Source organism: Myxococcales bacterium, from assembly GCA_022184915.1.
GTDB lineage: Bacteria > Myxococcota_A > Polyangia > Fen-1088 > Fen-1088 > JAGTJU01.
Genome location: JAGTJU010000004.1, coordinates 767,228 through 785,958, shown reverse-complemented (window position 1 = coordinate 785,958; position 18,731 = coordinate 767,228). Strand labels below are relative to the sequence as shown.

General features: G+C 66.8%; 12 protein-coding genes and 1 tRNA gene. 7 read left to right on the top strand and 6 right to left on the bottom strand.

Annotated features, from left to right (window positions below; all coding sequences use genetic code 11):
- Window positions 1-20 precede the first annotated feature (20 nt).
- Window positions 21-2,741: a phosphoenolpyruvate carboxylase gene (locus KA712_18405; GenBank protein ID MCG5054941.1), complete on the top strand. Its 2,721-nt coding sequence runs from the start codon at window positions 21-23 to the stop codon at window positions 2,739-2,741.
- 48 nt (window positions 2,742-2,789) lie between these two features.
- On the opposite strand, the gene KA712_18400 is transcribed toward KA712_18405, so the two are convergent.
- Complete coding sequence (locus KA712_18400) at window positions 2,790-4,013, bottom strand: aspartate kinase (protein MCG5054940.1); 1,224 nt, start codon at window positions 4,011-4,013, stop codon at window positions 2,790-2,792.
- A 92-nt stretch (window positions 4,014-4,105) separates the two neighbouring features.
- Here KA712_18400 and KA712_18395 point away from each other — a divergent pair, with 92 nt between their 5' ends.
- Window positions 4,106-4,459: a divalent-cation tolerance protein CutA gene (locus KA712_18395; GenBank protein ID MCG5054939.1), complete on the top strand. Its 354-nt coding sequence runs from the start codon at window positions 4,106-4,108 to the stop codon at window positions 4,457-4,459.
- Here the strand turns inward: KA712_18395 and KA712_18390 are convergent.
- Genes KA712_18390 through KA712_18380 form a run of 3 tightly spaced genes read right to left on the bottom strand, consistent with a single transcriptional unit; the run spans window position 4,449 to window position 9,210 of the window.
- Window positions 4,449-7,163, bottom strand: a complete 2,715-nt coding sequence (locus tag KA712_18390; protein MCG5054938.1) for a sulfatase-like hydrolase/transferase — start codon at window positions 7,161-7,163, stop codon at window positions 4,449-4,451. The genes KA712_18395 and KA712_18390 overlap by 11 nt on opposite strands.
- 7 nt (window positions 7,164-7,170) lie before the next feature.
- The gene (locus KA712_18385) at window positions 7,171-7,776 is read right to left on the bottom strand and encodes an FHA domain-containing protein (GenBank protein ID MCG5054937.1); all 606 of its coding nucleotides are present in this window, start codon (window positions 7,774-7,776) and stop codon (window positions 7,171-7,173) included.
- A gap of 60 nt (window positions 7,777-7,836) precedes the next feature.
- Entirely contained in the window at window positions 7,837-9,210 is a 1,374-nt protein-coding gene (locus tag KA712_18380) for a hypothetical protein (GenBank protein MCG5054936.1), read from the bottom strand.
- Window positions 9,211-9,328: 118 nt separating this feature from the next.
- On the opposite strand from KA712_18380, the gene KA712_18375 reads away from it, so the two are divergent.
- Genes KA712_18375 through KA712_18365 form a run of 3 tightly spaced genes read left to right on the top strand, consistent with a single transcriptional unit; the run spans window position 9,329 to window position 13,794 of the window.
- A complete protein-coding gene (locus KA712_18375) occupies window positions 9,329-10,873 on the top strand; it encodes an outer membrane protein transport protein (protein ID MCG5054935.1) in 1,545 nt (514 codons plus the stop codon).
- Between the two features lie 54 nt (window positions 10,874-10,927).
- Window positions 10,928-12,376, top strand: a complete 1,449-nt coding sequence (locus tag KA712_18370; protein ID MCG5054934.1) for an insulinase family protein — start codon at window positions 10,928-10,930, stop codon at window positions 12,374-12,376.
- The gene (locus tag KA712_18365) at window positions 12,373-13,794 is read left to right on the top strand and encodes an insulinase family protein (protein ID MCG5054933.1); all 1,422 of its coding nucleotides are present in this window, start codon (window positions 12,373-12,375) and stop codon (window positions 13,792-13,794) included. Before KA712_18370 ends, KA712_18365 begins: the two co-directional genes overlap by 4 nt.
- A gap of 22 nt (window positions 13,795-13,816) precedes the next feature.
- Here the strand turns inward: KA712_18365 and KA712_18360 are convergent, their stop codons facing one another.
- Entirely contained in the window at window positions 13,817-14,542 is a 726-nt protein-coding gene (locus KA712_18360; protein MCG5054932.1) for a glycerophosphodiester phosphodiesterase, read from the bottom strand.
- Window positions 14,543-14,627: 85 nt separating this feature from the next.
- Here KA712_18360 and KA712_18355 point away from each other — a divergent pair, with 85 nt between their 5' ends.
- Window positions 14,628-17,057, top strand: coding sequence for a hypothetical protein (locus KA712_18355; protein ID MCG5054931.1), 2,430 nt, complete (start codon window positions 14,628-14,630; stop codon window positions 17,055-17,057).
- Window positions 17,058-17,139: 82 nt separating this feature from the next.
- Window positions 17,140-17,211: transfer RNA gene (locus KA712_18350), tRNA-Cys, on the top strand.
- Between the two features lie 86 nt (window positions 17,212-17,297).
- Here KA712_18350 and KA712_18345 read toward each other — a convergent pair.
- Window positions 17,298-18,680: a glutamate--cysteine ligase gene (locus KA712_18345; GenBank protein ID MCG5054930.1), complete on the bottom strand. Its 1,383-nt coding sequence runs from the start codon at window positions 18,678-18,680 to the stop codon at window positions 17,298-17,300.
- Window positions 18,681-18,731: the final 51 nt, after the last annotated feature.

Here is an 18,731-nt window from a genome sequence, read left to right as displayed (position 1 = left end):
CCGTCTGCCCCGGAATTCCCATGACAGAGCCGAAGTCGTTCCTCTCATCATCATCGCCTTCTGAATCTGCGGCTGACGTCATGTTCGCTGCCGCACCCGCTCCCCTGCGCCAGGAGGTGAACCTGCTGGCGCGCGCGCTGACCCGACAAATCGCGGCGCTTTCGGGCGAATCGCTGTTTCGCCTCGCGGACGAGGTGCGCGCCGCCGTCAAGAATCTGCGGCAAACGTCCAGCTCGGGTGAGGATGCACAGCACGAAGCCGATGCCCTCCGTGCGCGTCTCGCGGGCCTCCCGGTCGAGGATGCTGAGGGCCTGGTGCTGGCGTTCACGCTCTACTTCCACCTGGTGAACCTGGCCGAGGAACGTCACCGCGCCCGTGTGAACGCCTCCCGCGAGGCCAACAGCAGCGCAGAGAGTCCCCGCCGAGAGTCGCTGATGGCGCTCGTGGGCGATCTCAAAACCCAGGGGCTCAGCTTCGAGGAGGCCGTCTCGTTGCTCTCCTCGGTCAAGCTGCACCTCACCTTCACGGCTCACCCCACGGAGACCCGCCGCCGTTCGGTACGACAACATCTCGAGTCCGTGGAACGAGCCTTGGAGCGGGCCGACCTTTCGGAGATCGATGCGCGGGTGGGTCTCTTGTGGGGCACGCGCGACATGCGACACGCCCGGCCCACCGTGGAAGACGAAGTGCGCGGCAGCCTGCACTACCTACCGCAGGTGCTGTGGTTCACCCTGCCCCGTCTGGTGCGTGGCCTCGAAGCCGCGCTCGAGGCGCACTACGGGCGGAAGGCCAATCTGCCTCCCCCTGTGGTGTTCCGCAGCTGGATAGGCGGCGATCGGGACGGAAACCCCAATGTGCTGCCCGAAGTCACCTCGTGGGCCCAGGCCTTCGCCCGGCGCGAGGCCGTCCGGGGCTACGCAGCCGCCCTCGAGGGGCTGGTGCGCGATTTGTCCGTGTCCACGGAAAGGCTGACCTTCCCCTCGGAGGTGTTGGCCAGGCTGCAAGCGGTGGTGGCAGGCCTGCCTCCCGAAACGTTCTTTCCCGACGAACCGCTACGCGGCCTCTGTCGCGCGATCACCCGTCGCCTCGACGCGCTTTCGGAAGGGCGCGAGGAGGGCTATAAAACTGCCCCCGCGCTTCTCGCTGATCTGGAGCTGCTCGGCGACACCCTCGACGCCCTGTCGCTCTCGCCGGCCCGCGAGCTGCTGGTGCGCCCCATGGAGGTGCGGGCCGAGGCCTTCGGGCTCGATCTCGTCGCTCTCGATCTGCGTGAAGAGTCGAGGGCGCATGGCGAGGCCGTCGCTGAGCTCTTCCAGGCGGCGGGACTGACCAGCGATTACGCCTCGTTCACGCCCGAGGTCCGCGAAGCGCTGCTGGCCCAAGAGCTGGCGAGCGCCCGCCCGCTCGCACCCGTGGGGTACAGCCCCCAAAGCCGCACGCTGGCCGTGGCGTTGGGAGCGCTTGCGGCGTGGAAGGCCCGCGGTGCCTACGTGGTCAGCATGACCCGATCCGCTGCGGACATGCTCGAGGTCTTGGTGCTTGCGCGCGAGGTGGGCCTGTACCGCCCGGGTGAAGCCCTTCCTTTCGACGTGGTACCTCTCTTCGAGACGCTTGCCGATCTCGAAAACGCACCCGAAACCGTTCGTCGTTTGCTCGGCCAGCCCATCTTTGCCGCCCACGTCCGCGGGCGCAGCGGGCTGGAGGTGATGATCGGCTACTCCGATTCCAACAAGGACGCGGGCTTTCTCGCGGCCAATTGGGCGCTTTACCGGGCGCAGGAAGCCATCACGGCGGTGGGGAAGAGCTTCGGCGTGCCGGTGTGGTTCTTTCACGGCCGCGGTACGTCCACGGCCCGCGGTGGGGGCAGCGCAGGCCGTGCGCTTGCTAGCTTGCCGCCGGGCACGGTGGGCTACCGCATGCGTCTGACCGAACAGGGCGAGGCGCTGGCGGATCGCTACAGCCACCCCGAGTTCGCGCACCGGCACCTCGAGCAGCTCCTGTTTCACCTCACCCGCGCCGCCGCACGCGACGCCCGGGGCGAGCACGGAGAGGTTCCCGATGACTGGCGACAGCGGCTCACGAGCGCTTCGCAGTTGTCGACCCAGGCCTACCGGGAGCTGCTTGCCACCCCGGGGTTCTTCGCCTTCTACGAGCAGTTCACGCCCATTCGCGAGATCGGAGCACTCAAGATCGCCTCCAGGCCCGTTTACCGCTCGGGCCGGGTGCGGGAGCTCCGCGATCTACGCGCCATCCCCTGGGTCATGTCCTGGACGCAGGTACGCTTGCCCGTACCTTCCTTCTATGGCCTCGCCGAAGGACTTCGCAGTCTTCCCCTTGCCCTGCGGCGCGAGATGTTTGCCGCGTGGCCGTTCTTCGCGAGCACCCTCGACAGCGCGGCGACGGCGCTCGGCAAGGCGGACCTTCAGGTTACCCGCGCCTACCTCAGCCTGGTGGAGCCCGAGCTCGCGGACCGCTTTTTTCCACGGCTGGAACAGGCCTTTTTCGAGGCATGTCAGCTGCTCGAAGAGACCTTCCAAGGTCCCCTCTTGGGCCAGCATCCCACGCTGGCGCGCCAAATCGACCTGCGGAATCCCTACGTCGACCCGATCGGCCGGGTGCAAGTGGAGCTGCTGCGCCGCTACCGGGACACGCCGCCCGAGAGCCCCACGCGTCCCGCTCTGGAACGAGCGCTCATGTCCTCGCTCGTGGGTGTGGCCGCAGGTCTCAGAAACGCAGGCTGAAACGAGCCGGCGCGCGGGGCCCTGACCTCGCGCGCCCGCGATGGTTCCTCAGGACGCCGCTACGGCGAGCTTGAACCCGTCGTGCAAAACGCGCACGGCCAGCTCGCTGTACTTGGCGTCGATGACACAGGAGATCTTGATCTCCGAGGTCGAGATGAGCTGGATCCGGATGTTCTCCTGCCCGAGCAGCTCGAACATCTTGGCGGCCACGCCCGCGTGGGAGCGCATACCCACACCGACGATTGACACCTTGGACAGGTTGCTCTCGGTAAGGACTCTGTCGGCCGTCACAAGATCGGCGCAGTTTTTGACCAGCAGGTCGCGTGCCCGCTTGAGGTCACCGTTTGGCAACGTGAAGGTGAGGTTCGTGTGGCCCTCGGCGCTGAGGGCCTGGACGATCACGTCCACCACGATGCCCGCGTCAGCTAGCGGCTTGAACACCCGGGCGTGAATGCCCGTGGTGTCTTGAATGCCGAGCAGGGTGATCTTTGCCTCGTCTCGCGTGGCAGTGACGCCCGAGACCAGGACGTCTTCCATGGCTTTCTCTTCAGGCACGACCCAGGTTCCTTCGTTGTCGTTGAAGCTCGAACGGACGTGAATGGGCACGGCGTACTTCATCCCGAACTCGACCGAGCGAATCTGCAAGACCTTCGCGCCGAGCGAGGCCAGCTCCAGCATCTCTTCGTAGCTGATGCGGGCGACCTTGCGGGCGTTCGATACCACGTTCGGGTCGGCTGTGTAGACCCCGTCGACGTCCGTGTAAATCTCGCACACGTCCGCCTTGAGCGCGGCCGCGACGGCCACCGCCGAGGTGTCCGAGCCCCCACGGCCCAGCGTGGTGATGTTCCCGTTGTCGTCGACGCCCTGGAAGCCCGCCACCACGACGATTTCATCCTCGTCCATCGCGTGCACGATGGCCTGAACGTCGATGGTGCGGATCCGGGCGCGAGAGTACGCGCTGTCCGTCCGCACACGGACCTGGTGGCCCAGGAGGGACTTGGCCTTGCCCCCTTGGGCCTGAATGGCCAGGGCCAAGAGGCCTACCGAGACCTGCTCTCCCGTGGACGCAATGACGTCAAGTTCGCGCTCGTTCGGATCTTCCGATATCTGACGGGCCAACCCCAAAAGCCGGTTGGTCTCGCCCGACATCGCCGACACCACCACCGCCACGCGGTGGCCTTGCCGTTGCGCGGCCAAACAGCGACGGGCGACATTTTGGATTCGTTCCACGGAGCCCATCGAGGTTCCGCCGTATTTTTGAACGATCAGCACCGGGCGCGGGTTGTATCTCGCCCCGTGCCCAACGTCAACGGTCGTGAGGGCTTGCCTCCTCGGGGAGCGGCTGGCTACGCTTTCGCTCCGTCATGGATAGGACGCAGCCCCCTACCGCCGTCGAGAGCGCCGACGGCCTCGCCGTGGTGTTGACCACGCTGCCCTCGTTGGAGGTGGCTCGAGAGCTGACGCGGGTGCTCGTCTCGGAGCGTCTGGCCGCGTGCGCCAATCTGGTCCCGGGGGTACTTTCGATCTACGCCTGGAAGGACGAGATCTGCGAGGACGACGAGGTGCTGTGTCTCCTCAAGGTCCGGCGCGAACGGCTCGGTGAGCTCCACACGCGCCTCGCGACCCTCCATCCCTACGACGTGCCCGAGTTTCTCGTGCTGGAGCCCGAGGCCGTGAGCGGCCCGTACCGACGCTGGCTGCTGGACGTTACCGGTTGAGGTCGCCCCGGAGCGCTCCCGCGATCGCATCAGCCACGACCCGCTCGCGCTCCCGGCGCGCCGCTCGAGACAGTGCACGCCGCGCCGCGGGTACACCCATGCGCCCCAGAGCGCGGGCGGCTTCGGCCCTCACCGGCACCCGCTCGTCGAAGCGTAGCGCCTGGACCAGCACGGGCACCGAACGGAGATCTTGCATGGACCCCAGGGCCTTCACGACCTCCAGCCTGACGTTCACGTGCTCCAGGGCCGCGTGAAGTGCGGGCACCGCGCCTGGGTCTTGCAAGCGGGCCACAGCACGCACCACGCGCCGGCAAAGCGCGCCACCGTCACACCGTTCCAGGGCTCGCCGTAGCGTCGGAGCACCGTCGCTTGCGCCCGTCTCGGCCAAGGCCAGCGCCGCCGCGAGGGGCAAGTCCATCGAGGGAGCCTCAGGGTCTGCCGGCCCTGTCCCCGCAGGGACCTCCGCGTGTGGCAGGGCGAGCGCCTGCCGCACCCTCGCCTGCACGGCGTCCGAGGGGCTACCAGCGGCGAAAGCCGCCACCGCCACCCAGGTCGCGAGCCCCGGGACGTCTGCCTCGAGCGTCGGGACGGCTTGTGATAGCGCCCCGGCGAGCTCCGTTTGCGGAGGCAAGCTCACGAGGAGCCGAGCCGCCTCCTCGCGCAGAGGCGCGGGCCCGGGCGCGCTCACCAGCGCCAGCAGCCCCGGAGCCGCCTCCGCATCCCCTAGCCGTCCCCGCGCGAGCGCACGTGGCAGCTGGCCCGACTCCGCAGGGGCTTCGAGGGCCTCGAGCTGGCCTTGGGCGTCGAGCCACTCGTCGAGCAAGCGGGTCAGTGCCTGCGCTCGCTCGGGCGCCTCGTCGATCAGATTCTGGCGTTCCGTGGGATCGTTCTTCAAATCGAAGAGCTGACACGCCCCCGCTTGTCCCCCGCAGATGAGCTTGTCGCCTCGATGCACCACCATGCGTTTGTCTTCGACCTCCGCAAAGGCTGGTGGCATCGCCTCGTCCGAGGCTCCTGCAAGCCATGGCCCCAGGTCCGTTCCTCGCATCCGCGCGGGCAAGGGAATGTCCAACAACGACAAGATCGTGGGCGCGAGATCGACCAACTCCGCTTGGCCCTCCACGATGCGGGCAGGCAGCCCGGGGACATGAATGATCAAGGGAACACGGACCTGCTCCTCATAAAGCGTGCTGCCGTGATAACGCCCGCCGTGTTCGTCGAACTCTTCACCGTGATCCGCCGAGACGATGACGATGGCGTTGGGGCGCCGCGCCTCGAGGTAGGCAAGGAGGCGTGCAATGGCCGCGTCCGTATAGGCCACTTCGCTGTCGTAGCGATCCCGATCGTTGGGCCCGAAATCGTGCCCTTCATGCCGTTCGTAGGGTTCGTGCGGCTCGAAGAAGTGGACCCAGAGGAAGGCGCGCTCGGGCTTGACCGTCTCGAAGTACGACGCGATCTGATCGATGCGGGCCTCGGCATCGAGGAACTCGACTTTGAGGTACTCGAACTGAAAACCGCTGTCTCTGAAGGCGGCAAGCTTGTCTCCTCCCACGAAAAACACCGCCGGCGGATAAAACGCGGCCGTCTTCCAACCATAGCGCCGAACGATGGTGGTGATGGGCTCGCCTTCGTCACCTTGCTTGAGCCGCAGCAAGGTGGGGTAGTACTTGCCGGTGAGCATCGACGTGGTGGCGAACGACGTGTGTGGCGCCTGGGTGTACGCACGGACGAAGCGGGTGCTGGTTCGTGCCAGGGCGTCGAGCGCCGGGGTGGTGGGTCGCGCGTAACCGTAGGCACCGACGTGGTCGGGCCGAAGGGCGTCGACCGTGACCAGGATGACGTCGGCACCGGGACGCTTGGGCCCCTCACCCACCGGCGCCGCGGGGGCATTGCCCCCATCGCGCCGCGTTTTCGTCAACGAGACCCGACGGGCGCTCGGCAGAGGAACAAAGCGGGCGTAGACCCCCAGGGCTGCGGTCTTGTCGAAGAGCGCGAAGCGCACCTGCCGCCGGTTTGCGAGCGCTTGCTGGGCGACGGCAGCACACAGGGACGCCGCCACCAGCGACGCAACCACCGTATGCCTCACGCGCGGCGATCGCGCCAGGGACAGCCAGGCCCCCAAAACGGCCAAGGCGAGGGCCGTTGCAGCGAGCGTCTCGTGAAACCAGGGATAGAGTCTTGGCAGCACGAACGCGTTGGCCGTCGCCACCACACCGAGGGCGCCCCAGCACGCGCCTGCCAGGATCCGGACGCGGCCCAAACGCGCGCCTTCGACGACCGTCACGCTCACCCAAACGCCCGAAAGCCCGCACACGGCCACGCCGAGCAGCGCTAGCCCCCAGGACAAGACTTCGTGGCCCGGAATCTGGGAAGCCTTGGGTCCCGAGAACAGCGAAAAAGCAGCTCTCCACACGACGGGTGCGGCCAAGAGCGCGGGCCAGACGCCTTGCCTCCACCGGCTTGCTGCCCCGAGGCGGCCGCTGGCACGTGCCAGGGCCCAGCCGAGGCCCCCCAGCGCCAAGCCGAGGGCGGCGCCCAAGGCGACACCGACACAGACCAGCTGCGCCTTTCGCCACCCGAAGAGCTGGTCCCCGAGGCGCCATACGGCCAGCGCAGCATCCGCTGCTCCTGCGACCATGCCGCCTGTCAGACCGGCCGCCACGGCCCGCCCGAGAGCCGTTTCCTTCTGCGAAGCCTTCGGCAACGAACGCTTATTTGTACGTGAACTTCAGCTCGTAATCGCAGAGGTAGTACACGTCGCCCTCTTCGATTCGGCGGTTGTCCACCCGGTTGCCCTCGAAGTCGATGCCGTTGGTCGAACCGAGGTCCTTGATGTAGTAGGCCCCGCTGCGGCGGATGACCGCGGCGTGCTTGCGAGAGATGTTGCCGTCGCGGATGGGAAGATCCGAGCTTTTGGCACCCCGACCGATGATGAACTGCTCCTTGTCGACGAGGTACTTGCGGTTGTCGAAGATGAGATAGAGCGGCGGGGCGGGAACATCGGTCGATCGCGCGGCCGGCGGAGGAGGCGGGGTGACGGGGGCTCGGCTCTGCGCGGGCGGCGGCGTCGGCAGGTTGGGCCGACGCTGCGGCGGAGCGGGCGGCACCGACGGAAGCCGCGGGGGCGGAGTCGGCAGGCCGGGTGGGTCGTTCGGGGAGGCCAGGTACCCCTTTTCGCGCGCGAAGTAGCGCATGGCCTCGTTGATGAGGTCGTCGATGCCTCGATCGAAGTCCTCCGACATGCGCTCGAAACACTGCCACATTGCATCGCGGCAGTAGAAGTGGCGGAGGGTTTTTTTGTTCAGATCGATGGTCATGATGGGGAACGGGGGTCTTGCGCCGAGGGGTGCGGAGAATGGCCTTGCATTGTGGCTCAGCTACGCCCCCTTGGCCAAGTGCCTTGCGACGCGGCTCGCCTCCTCGCCCACGCTGCGGCCGGAAGGAAGGCCCTTCAAGCGCCCCTTGTCCCGGGCAAGGCCTTCGAGCCGAGGCACGTCCTCGGCACTTCCGATCTGCTCGAGCACGAGCACCCCCACCCAGCGTTTGAGCACATTGTGAGCGTTCAACAAATCCACCACGGTCCCGTGCGCCGCCGCGCCCAATCGTGCCGTGTCCTTTACCAAAAATTCAGTCAAGTCATCAGCCTCGTAGCTCGCCTTTTCGGGGAAGGCCTCGAGCCCAGGCCCGATGCCCTCGGGGCCCGCTACGTGCAAGAGCGCCTCATACGCTCGGTAACGCGCCAGTGGGTTCGGGGTGCGCCGGAGGAGCGCCAGGAGGCCAGGCTCCGTGCCCCGACCGCAACAAATCTCGGCCAGGCCGAACATCTCCTCTCGCACGTTTCCGTGCATTTTCGGATCGTCGGCACGCTCGAGCGCAAACGCACCCAGCGAGGGCTGAGGCCGCAGCTGCAAGGCCCGCGCGGCCTGCTGGGCCCTTTGCCAAGGGGCCCCGTCGACCTGCCTCTTGAGGTACGCCAGAGCGGCAGGCCCCCCCAGCAGGCCAAGGGCCCTCCACAGATCTCCGCTTTCCGGCGACAGCTTCGGCGCCAGGGCCACCAAGGCCTCGGACGCCTGCGCGCGGTGGTCTTCCGAGCCCACCTTCGTCAGCAGGTCCGCGATCTCCGCATGGGGCGCAGCGGGTTTCCCCATCAGGCTCACCAGCACGGGCGCCGCCGAAGCCCCCAGCGCCTCGACGATCTTGTTCAAGCTGGCGCTGGCCCCGAGTTGGCCCGGTTTTTGGAGCTGGGCCTCCACGACTGTCAGCAGGGCGCGATCGATAGCCTGGCGCTCGGTCTCGCGGGCCAGGTCGCGCAAGCCAAACAGGGCGTCGCGGGCGTCCTGCGTGGGTTGCCCCTGCTCTCCACGGCCGAGCGTCTCGAGATGGCGAGCCACGAGGGCTGAGACCAGGGGTGCGCGCGCCTCGGGGGAAAGCGCAGCCACATGCTGATTGACCACCTCGCTTCGACCCAAGGACACGAGCGCTGCGGCCGCTTCGGCCCGAAGGGCGGGCGCGAGGGAGGCGTCCTCGAACGCATCCTCGAGTTTGTCCGGGCCCTTCACCGTGCCTTTCCAGCGCTCGATACTCTCAGACGTCACCTTCTCACAGGCGGGCAACATCACCGTCGCGCCCACGGCCCACAGCAGCCACAGGCTCCCGCGAAGACGCAGACACCGAGGAGCACGCCGGCTACCGGCTGCGGTCGACCGCATCCACGAGCAGCCGGCGATTGAAGAGACGCTCGCTTTGGTCACGGAAACCAGCTTAACCAAGCCGGGGGAGACGGAGCAAGTCGCAGTCTGGCTTTCCCACATTCCGCCCGACGGACAGACCGTTGCTGCCCCGACCGTCGTCGTCTATCGTGGCAACGGTTTGCGCACGCCCGTCACGCTCTGCTCCCGACATCAGCTCGCGCGCGGCCTTGCCTTCGCCCTGGGATTGCTTCTGGTCACTGCGGACTCACCCCGCGCCACCGGCACCCCTCTCGACGAACCGTTCGTGGGCGGTGTGGGATTCGCGGGCCCGACCACGGGTGACCTCACCTCCGTCTACTGGAATCCGGCCGCCCTTTCTTTGCTCACCGGCACGGAGCTGCACCTTTCGGGGATGGTCCGATCCACCCGTACGACCGTACAGCGCGCTCCCATCGACCCCACCAGCGGTCGTCCGGGGCCGGGCGTCAGCTTCCCCGAAGCGCTCGGCAACGAGACGACCTGGCCCAAACCCTGGTCACCCGGCCCCGGCGGGTTCCTCGGGATCGGCGCCAACGTACTCGGGCGCTTCACTCTCGCCGTTGCTGCGTACTGGCCGTCGTTCGAACACGTCCGTTACAGCCCGGGCGCCGATGGCAACCCGCCCACGCGCTATCACGGCATCGAACTCGATCTCCGAAACTTCGCCCTCGTCCCCGCCCTGGCCGTGCGCATGGGTAAGCACCTGCACGTGGGTCTTGCCCCCGGTTTCCTCTTCCCCGCGGGCCGGTTCACGTTCGACGAAGACACCGCCATCAACCAGGGCTCACCTGGCATTACCGCCAGCTGCGGCGGCCTGCCGTGTGGGTTCGAGAACCCGGCTGCCACCACCCGCTACGAAATCAATGCGGGCCAGTCGCCCTTTGCCACCTCACCAGCGTTCACCTTGGGCGCGGGCCTGCACTATCTGCGTGGGCCTCTGTCCATCGGTGTCGGTTACGCCAGCCGGGCCCTCGGAAACGACGGTGACGGCGTCCGCCTCGACGTGGAGAGGGGGCGAATCACCCGCGGCAGCGGCGCCACAGCCAGCTCACCCTGCCCGCCCGTCGACACGGCCCCGTGTATCGATGGCGAACTCAGCTACCGTCTGCCCGATGCCTACATGCTGGGCGTCACCTGGAAGGAACACGAGCGCTGGTCGTTCACCGGCATCGCCCGTTACCAAACGTTCTCCGCTCACGATCGCCTGGTGCTCACCCTGGCGGGCCCGGCGGGCTCAGGGTTTGGTGACGCCGGCGTCCGCAGCCGCATCGTTTTGGACCGTGGCTTTCGCGATCGCATCGATCTGCGGGTTCGCGGCATGCGAAGGTTCGGCCCCTGGGGCCGCGTGGGCATGGGAGTGCGGGTCGCCACGAGCGCGGTGCCCCGCGACCACATCACCCCCATCGCGGTCGATGGACTCACCTTCGAGCCCCACGCCATGGCAGAGCTGCGCATCGGTAGAGTCCTCCTGCGCGCGGGCTACGCGTTGGCCATCGTTCCCACCCAAGATGTCTCCTCCTCGGCGTTCGCGCCTGGCGACGCCGTCAGCTGTGTCGACAGCGGCTACGACCTGGCCACGGCGGCATGCACCGCCTACCGGGGCGGGCGGGCTCGCCCCACGGCGGCCGGGCGTTACCGGCTGTCTCGCCATAGTTTGAGCCTGAGTCTTTTGGCCCGCTTCTGACGGACATATGTCTCTTCCTGGCGGCAACGGGTTGCCAGGTGGTATGCCATCCGCATGCGCAGCCTCGTTGCGCTGACGCTCTTGGCGTCAGCGGCCTGCTCGGCCACGCGCGTCCCGGCCGGGGCTCGCGCAGGCTCCTCGAACCAGACCATGACAACCGACTTCACACCCCTCCGCATCGACGAAGCCAACCTCGGGGCGCTTCGCCTTTCGAAATGGCGCTTCCCGAACGGCCTCGAGGTCGTCCTGGCACCTGACGAAAACGCGCGCGCCGTGGCGTACACCACGTGGTTTCGCGTGGGTTCGAGCGACGAAAACGAAGCCCAAGGGGAAACAGGCCTCGCGCACTTGTTCGAGCACCTGATGTTCACCCAGACGGAAGGCGCCGAGGAAGGTGATTTCGATCGCCGCATGGAGGCCGCCGGCGGTTCCTCGAACGCCATGACCGACGTCGACTTCACGGCGTACGTCAACATCATCCCGTCCAAAGCCCTGGCGCTCGCTGCGTCGCTCGAAGCCGATCGCATGCAGCATTTGGCCCTGCGTCCCGAGCAGATCGAAACGGAGCGGCAGGTGGTGATCGAAGAGCGGCTGGCCACCACGGAGGACAACGTCGACGGTACCCTCGATGAGCTCGTGCTCGGGGCGTCCTTCCGAGAGCACCCGTACCGTTGGCCCGTGATCGGGCACATGGAGCACATCAAGAAGGTGCCCCAGGCAGCTGTGCATGCATTCTATCGGCGGCACTACGGGCCAAACAACGCCGTGTTGGTCATCGCGGGCAAGTTCGACGAAGCCATGGCGCTCGATACCGTTGCGGTTCACTACGGGCGGCTCACGTCCGTCGAGGTTCCGCCGCGGCCCGAGGTGAAAGAGCAAGGTCCGGTGGTCAAAGCCCGCAAGACCATCCCGTGGCCCGTTCCCGCCGACCGCCTCGCCCTGGCCGTCGGCGCCCCGTCGATGGGGCATCCGGACCGCCCGGCCTTCGAGGTCATGGAGGCGCTTCTCAGCGGTGGCCCGGGCTCTCGGCTAAACCGGGCGCTGGTGGTCGAGGGTGAGCTAGCTTCGTCGGCCGAATGCCAGGCCCATGCCACCCGGGCATCGAACCTTCTCGTCTTTTGGGTTCAGATGCGACCGGGAAAAGCCGCCGCCCAGGCCGAAGCACGCATCGAAGCCCTCATCGAAGACCTGGCCGCGACCCCAGTTTCGCCTCCGGAGCTCGAACGAGCCAAGAACCGCCTCGCCATGGATTTTTGGAGCGGACTTGCCAGCAGCGAGGGGCGCGCGGAGCAGCTGGGACTCTTCGAGGTGGCCACGGGTAGTTACCGAAACCTCATGACACGGGCCGAAGCCTATGGAGGCGTGACGGCCGCGGACATCCAGAGGGTGGCTCACGAGTACCTGCGCAAGCGGCCTCGCGTCGTGGCCGTGGCCGTCCCCGCAGCCAATGATGATGCCGACGAAGACCCGCGGCACGCCCCCGATACCTCCGCCACCCCATGATGAACGCCCTCGTTCTCCTTCTGTCCGCGTCCTGGCACCTCGCAACGCCGTCATCCCACATCATGTCTCAAACTGTCCCCCCCGCCCCTGCCTCGTCCGAAGGATCACTTCCGGCCTTCGTTCCCGGCCCGTCTGGCTCTCTCGTGCTCGTCGAGGAGAACCACGCCTTGCCGATCGTCACCGTAGTGGTGGCCGCAGCCGGCGGCGCAGCCTCGGATCCCGAGCGCCTCGAAGGGCTGTCGAACCTGGCCGCCGAGGGGGCGCGTCGGGGCGCGGGCACAAGGGATAGGACCCAACTCGACGACGCGCTCGACGACCTCGGCGCGTCCCTGGATGCCCTGGTGGACACCGAGTCCACCCGCTTCGTGGGACGGGTGCTGTCGAAGAACTTGGAGCCCTTCCTGGACCTGCTCGCCGACGTGGTGCTTCGTCCTCAGTTCGCCAAAGGGGAGTTCGAGCGCACCAAGCGCGAGCTCGTGGCCCAGATCGCCGAGAGCCACAACGACGACCGCAGCCTCTGCGCGCGCAACTTCGCGAAACGTCTCTTCGGACGCCACCCGTACGGCCAGCCCGCGGAGGGCGGCGAAGCGAGCGTCGCACGCATCTCACGTACTCGGGCCCAGAGACACTTCCGGGAGCAGTTCTCGGGAAGCAACCTCATCTTCGGGGCCGCAGGCGCCGTGACCCCGGAGGCGTTCGCGTCCGCCCTCGCGGCTCGGTTCGGCAAGCTGCCCGTGGGTCGGAGTTTGGGGTCCGGGATGCCGCGGACTTGGCCTCCCCAGGGCTGGCGCCTTCAGCTCGTGGACAAGCCTGACCGACAGCAGGTTCAGCTGATGTTCGGTCATCTCGGTTTGCCCCCTACCCATCCCGACTACGTCCCTCTGCTGATTGGGCTGACCGCGTTCGGGGGACAAGCCATGAACGCCACACTCATGAACGAGGTCCGCACGCAGCGCGGGTGGGCCTACGGCGCCTACATGAACGCCATACCCTACCGAGATTCCGGGATGATTCGCGGCTGGGTCTTCACGGGGGTCGACCACGCAGTGGACACGCTCAAGCTGGTCCTGCGCCTTTACGACGAACTCGTGAAAACCCCCTTGAAGGACGAGACCATCGGATTCTTCAAGACCTTCCTGGCGGGCTCCTACGCCTCCGACCTCGACGGGCCCGACGCCCGTTTGTGGCGCCGCATCGCCGCGGAGAGGCAGGGCCTGCCTCGCGATTGGGTGGACGGGTTTTCCGCTCGGGTCGAATCGACCAGCCCCGAGGACGTGAGACGAGCCCTGTCGACCCATGTGCATCCGCATGACCTCGCGATCACGCTGGTGGCCACCGAAGCGAAGCTCATGCCTTTGCTCGAAGCGGCCGGCGTAGCCCGCAACGCCGTCGACGTCACCCCCTACACCGCTTTCTGAGCGACGTCGGACATCAAAGTCCTCAGCCGAGCGTCTGTCGTGCCCGCAAGGGATCGTTGGTGATGATCCCGTCCACCCCCAGGGCGGCCAATTCGTGGATGCGCCGCGGATCGTCTACGGTCCAGACGTTCACGGCGTAGCCCGCTCCCTTCCACCGCGCCACCTCGTGAGCGGTGCAGAGTTCGTTCTGTGGATGAACGGCTTGCACGGAGAGCCAGGGAACGAGCGGCGCTCCCCGCGCCCACATCGGCCCTCCCTTCTCGAACAAGAGGCCATGCATCAAGGCCGGCATGCGACGGCGCGAGGCCACCAGCGCCAGCGGATTGAAGGACGAGACGAGCACCCGCGCGGGCTCCGGCACATCCCTCAACCCCTGGGCCACGGCCTCGATGAGACGGGAAAACCCTGGACGCCAGAGATGATCGGTCTTGATCTCCACATTGACCAACATGTCGGGTCCACACACCTCGAACACTTCACGAAGGGTGGGGATGCGAACGCCCGACGCGAGCTGCACGTTTCGCAGCTCCTCGAAGGAAAGTTCGTCGAGCCGCTGGGCACGCTTTCCGAGGCGTCGTAGGTCTTCGTCGTGGAAGACCACCAGCTCGCCGCTGCCACATAACCTTACGTCCAGCTCCACCCCGTCGGCTCCGTCCTGCCGGGCCCGTTCGAAGGCCTCCAGGCTGTTTTCGGGTGCGCACGCACTCGCGCCCCGGTGAGCGATGATTTTGGGACCCTGCGATTTCATGGCGAGCCTCCCCGGCGCACAGCTTCCCTCGCCCTCGCGCTTCCCGCCAGCCCCCGCGCCTCGGTTTCGCTGGTAGACTGCCCGCATGAAGACGAGTCGGTCGGGTGCGGCACGTGGGCCCCTGCGAAGCGTGCGGATCTGGCGGATGTTGCAGAGCGTGGGTGCCGGCTTGGTGGTCGCACTGACCGCGTGTGCTCACTACCCAGAGGCCCCGAAGCCCCCCCTTTCCACGGTGGCTCAACGGTACGCCATGCAGGCCGAGGCCATCGCAACACCCCAGGCCGAAGAGGACTTTCTGGAGGCGCGTTTGGTCTTTCAGGCGCTGCCCGTTTACGCTCCCCAGCGGAAAGCCTTGCGTTCGCGGCTCGTCGAGTACCTGCTCGGACCCATCGAAAAGCTGCGCGCCGAGGATCTCAAAGGCGACGCCGAGGGCCTGGTCAACGCCGAGTACGACCAGCAAGCCCTGTCGTCCTTCCAGGACGCGCTCGGGCTGTTTCATCCTGTCGAGCTCGCGGGGGAACTCGAGCTGCCGGCATCGGATCGCGCTCGTTTGCACCACGCGGCCGAGCTCGTCGCAACCGTATTCGGCGCCCGCGGTGCCGAAGCAGAATCAGCCCTGTCCTTGGCCGTTCTTGCCAAGCTCGAGCCCAAGAACAGCCGCTGGGCGGCCCAGTTGGACGAGGTCTTGGCTTGGGCTGAAGACGGCAAGCAAATCGCGGCCGGCAACGCGCAGCTCGATGCGCCCCCGTCCCCGCGGCGCATCCTGGAGTCGACGGCCTGGAGTTGGCCAACCCCAAACCTCACTCGCAGGCTCGCCGAAACGGTGGCCACACGCTACCAGCAGCTCACTGGCAGACTCAGGCGTCCCCTCGGGGGAGGCGTTCATGCCGGCATGTTCGGCGAGGAAATGCTCGAGGAAGCCGATACGGTCGCGACGCTCGCCCCAAGCCTTGCACAGATCTACCTGCGTGCTTCAGACCTCGAAGGCGCGAGCCAGGCTCTCGAGGGCCTGCGAGGCAAACCGGGCGACAACCCCGATCTGCGGCGACTCGTCGATGCCGTGGCACGGAACACGAAGCCTACGGCAGAGGCCTTTGCGGCCTTGTCTCGGCGATTTTTGCCCAAGCTGCCCCTGCTGGGCGGTACGTCGACGGATCGGGTCGATGCCTGGGCCGCGTTCCGTGTGCTCGAGATGGCCCTACGCTTTCATCCCCGCAGCGCCGACCTGCTCGTACTGCAGTCTCGCGTGGCCCGCCTTACGAGCGCCCCGCTCTTGTCACTCAAGCTCCTGGAAGAGGTCGAGCCCATCATGGCCGAGGCCAACGCCCCCCGCGCAGAGCGCGAGGCCCTCATCAAGGAGATGGTCGAGCTACAGTTCGGGCTCTTTCGCGTGCGCATGGACCCGGAAGACGTTCGCCCCGCCCAAAGACACGCCGAAGCGCTACGCCAGCGCATGGCCGATGCGCGACGACACTTCGGTGACGATGCCGAGTGGCTCTCCGACACTCCCGTCGAGGTCGAGCTGGCCCGCAACTACGTGGACGCCGGACAGCCCGAAAAGGCGCAACCCATTCTCGCGCGCGCGGTGGAGGGCGTGGACGCCGGCGCCGACGTCACCTTGCAGCTCGGCAATCTGCTCACGAAGAAGGGCGACAACACGCAGGCGGTACGGCTGTTGCGAGATGCTCTCGAGCGACACCAGCCCGAAGACCCTCCGGCAGAAACGATCGGCTACGTGGAGACTCACTCCAAGCTGGCCCGCGCCCTCGGCCAGGCGCTCGAGCTGACCGGTCGAGATGACGATGCCCAAAAAGCGTACCGAACGGCACTCCTGGGTTGGGAGCGTCTGATGGTCGATCACATGCGGAACCGCAGGCGCGGCCCCGCCGCCGAGGCCACCTTGGAGGTAGGCCGGCTTTATTACCTCATGGGACGCAGGGAGGAAGCGCTTCAAAAGTTCTCCGAAGCCGTGGAGTTCGATCAGACCAGGGACCAAACCTACAGCGACGCCCTGGCGTTCCTGGTTCAACGCGGTGAACTCGACGCCGCCGTCAGCATCTTTCGCAGCGCGCTCTCTCACTCCGGCGAGGCCATCTCCGAGTACGTCAAGGTATACGCATCCCTGTGGATCCAGGACCTGAGCCGCCGCAGCAGAAACGCGCCCGAGCCCTCGGCGCAGGCCTATCTTCAGTTCGTCGCACGCCGCAGGGTCAACCTACGTCCCACCCGCTCGGCCACCTGGTACCGCGAGTTGTCGCGCTTCGCCATCGGCGAGGTCACATTCGAAGACCTGCTTCCCAGGGCCACGACCCCTGGAAGGAGGGCCGAAATCTACTTCTACGAAGCCATGGCGCGCCTGGCGCAAGGCCGCGAGGACGACGCCCACGCCCTGTGGTCTCGGGTGCTCGAGACCAACATGGTCTCGTTCTTCGAGTACGAAATGGCGTCACAGTATTTGCGCCAAGGGGCGCGCAGTACCCCCAAGTCCTCCGAACAGGCGGCGGAGACGATCTGACAAACAACTGTTTCCCACGAGACGACAGGCCCTGGTGACGAGCGCCGAATCGTGTGGTAAACACTGGCTCCCCTCAGTGTAGGGTGCCGTGGCCAAGTGGTAAGGCAAGGGTCTGCAAAACCCTCATACCCCGGTTCGAATCCGGGCGGCACCTCGAACAATCCCAGCACGACGCGCAGGGGCCCTGCCTCCCCCTCGGACGCGGTCATCACCGAGCGGACCCGCAGGGGAACCCCCGGTTCAGGGGTGTTCCCAGACGCGAATCAGCTTGGCGGGGTCGCCGCCCGCCGCATGGTATTCGTCGAGCATCTGGTCCGCCGGACAACGCCCCTCCTCCGCCAACGCGGCAATGGGGTCGAGCAGAGCCGCGTCCTCGGCTCCGAACGGGATCCGTAGCAGGCCCTCGCGGGCGATCTCCAGCAGGGGCCGCGCCAAATCTGCAAGCTTGTGCCGTCCGAGCCGGGCCTCGAGGCCCAAACGTGGCACATCCCGCCGCGTCGCTTGGCGTTCGTCCCCCGTTGCATGCTCGACCAACTCCCAGGCTGCCTGGCGGGCACCCGGTTCGTCGACCAGGCCCCGCCAAAGGGCCGCAAGACCCAAGCCCACCGGCAAGGGACCTGCATCGGCCCCCCGCATCTCGACTGTCTTTTTGAGACGCACTTCCGGGAACAGGGTCGAAAGGTGAAGTTCCCAGTCAGCCATCGTGGCGTGATGGCGAACGCCCTCGTGCTCGAACCCTTCCTGCCACAAACGGCGAAAGCTCATGGCCTCGGGGAAGGTGACGTAGGCGTCCTCCCGTACGACGAAAAACATGGGCACGTCGAGGGCCCACTCGGCATACCGCGAAAAGGACATCTCGGGACCGAAAGCAAAAGGCAACAAACCCGACCGGTTCTCGTCGGTCTCGAGCCAGACGGCCGCGCGGTAGCTCTTGAACCCGCTCGGTTGCCCGTCCACGATCGGGGAGGCCGCACCGAGTGCCGTCACGATGGAGGATACGGCGAAGCCCGTCCGCATCCGCTCCACGGCGTCGGCCTCGCTCGAGAAGTCGAAGTTGAACTGCATCGTGGCGGTCCGCTTCATCATCTCCCAGGCAAGCCGGCCTTCGCGCCCCTGGTTTGGCAGGAATTCTCGCATGATGGCGTAGCGGTGTTTGGGATGCCAGGGCACCTCGTCGAGGCGGCCGAACGGGCGAAACCCGCCTGCGATGAAGTGGATGTCCAACCCCTCTGCCAGGCTTTTCAGCTCCATCAGGTGGCTTCGCAGCAAAGCCGCAGACCCGCTCACCGACTCGGTCGCACCGGCCGACAGCTCGAACTGACCGCCAGGCTCGAGCGAAAGCTTGTCGTCGCCGCGCCACAGCGCCACGGGGTGGTCTCCCTCCCTGTCGGCCGAGAACCCCAAACGCTCGAAGCGGGACAACAAAGCCCACAAACCGGTAGGCCCATCGAACGGAACCGGCTCTCCCGAGGCGCGAACGCCGACCTTCTCGTGTTCCAGGCCTATGCGCCACCGCTCCCTCGGCGTGGTTTGCTGCTCGAAGTAGCGCACCAGCTGAAGGAACGAGGTTACGGGCGTCGAAGCCAGGTTGTTCACGACGGGGGCAGAGGGTTGTATCAGCATTGCGTCGGGTCGGTGTGAAAAGTTTCGGTGCCGCGCCGGTCATTCGTCCGG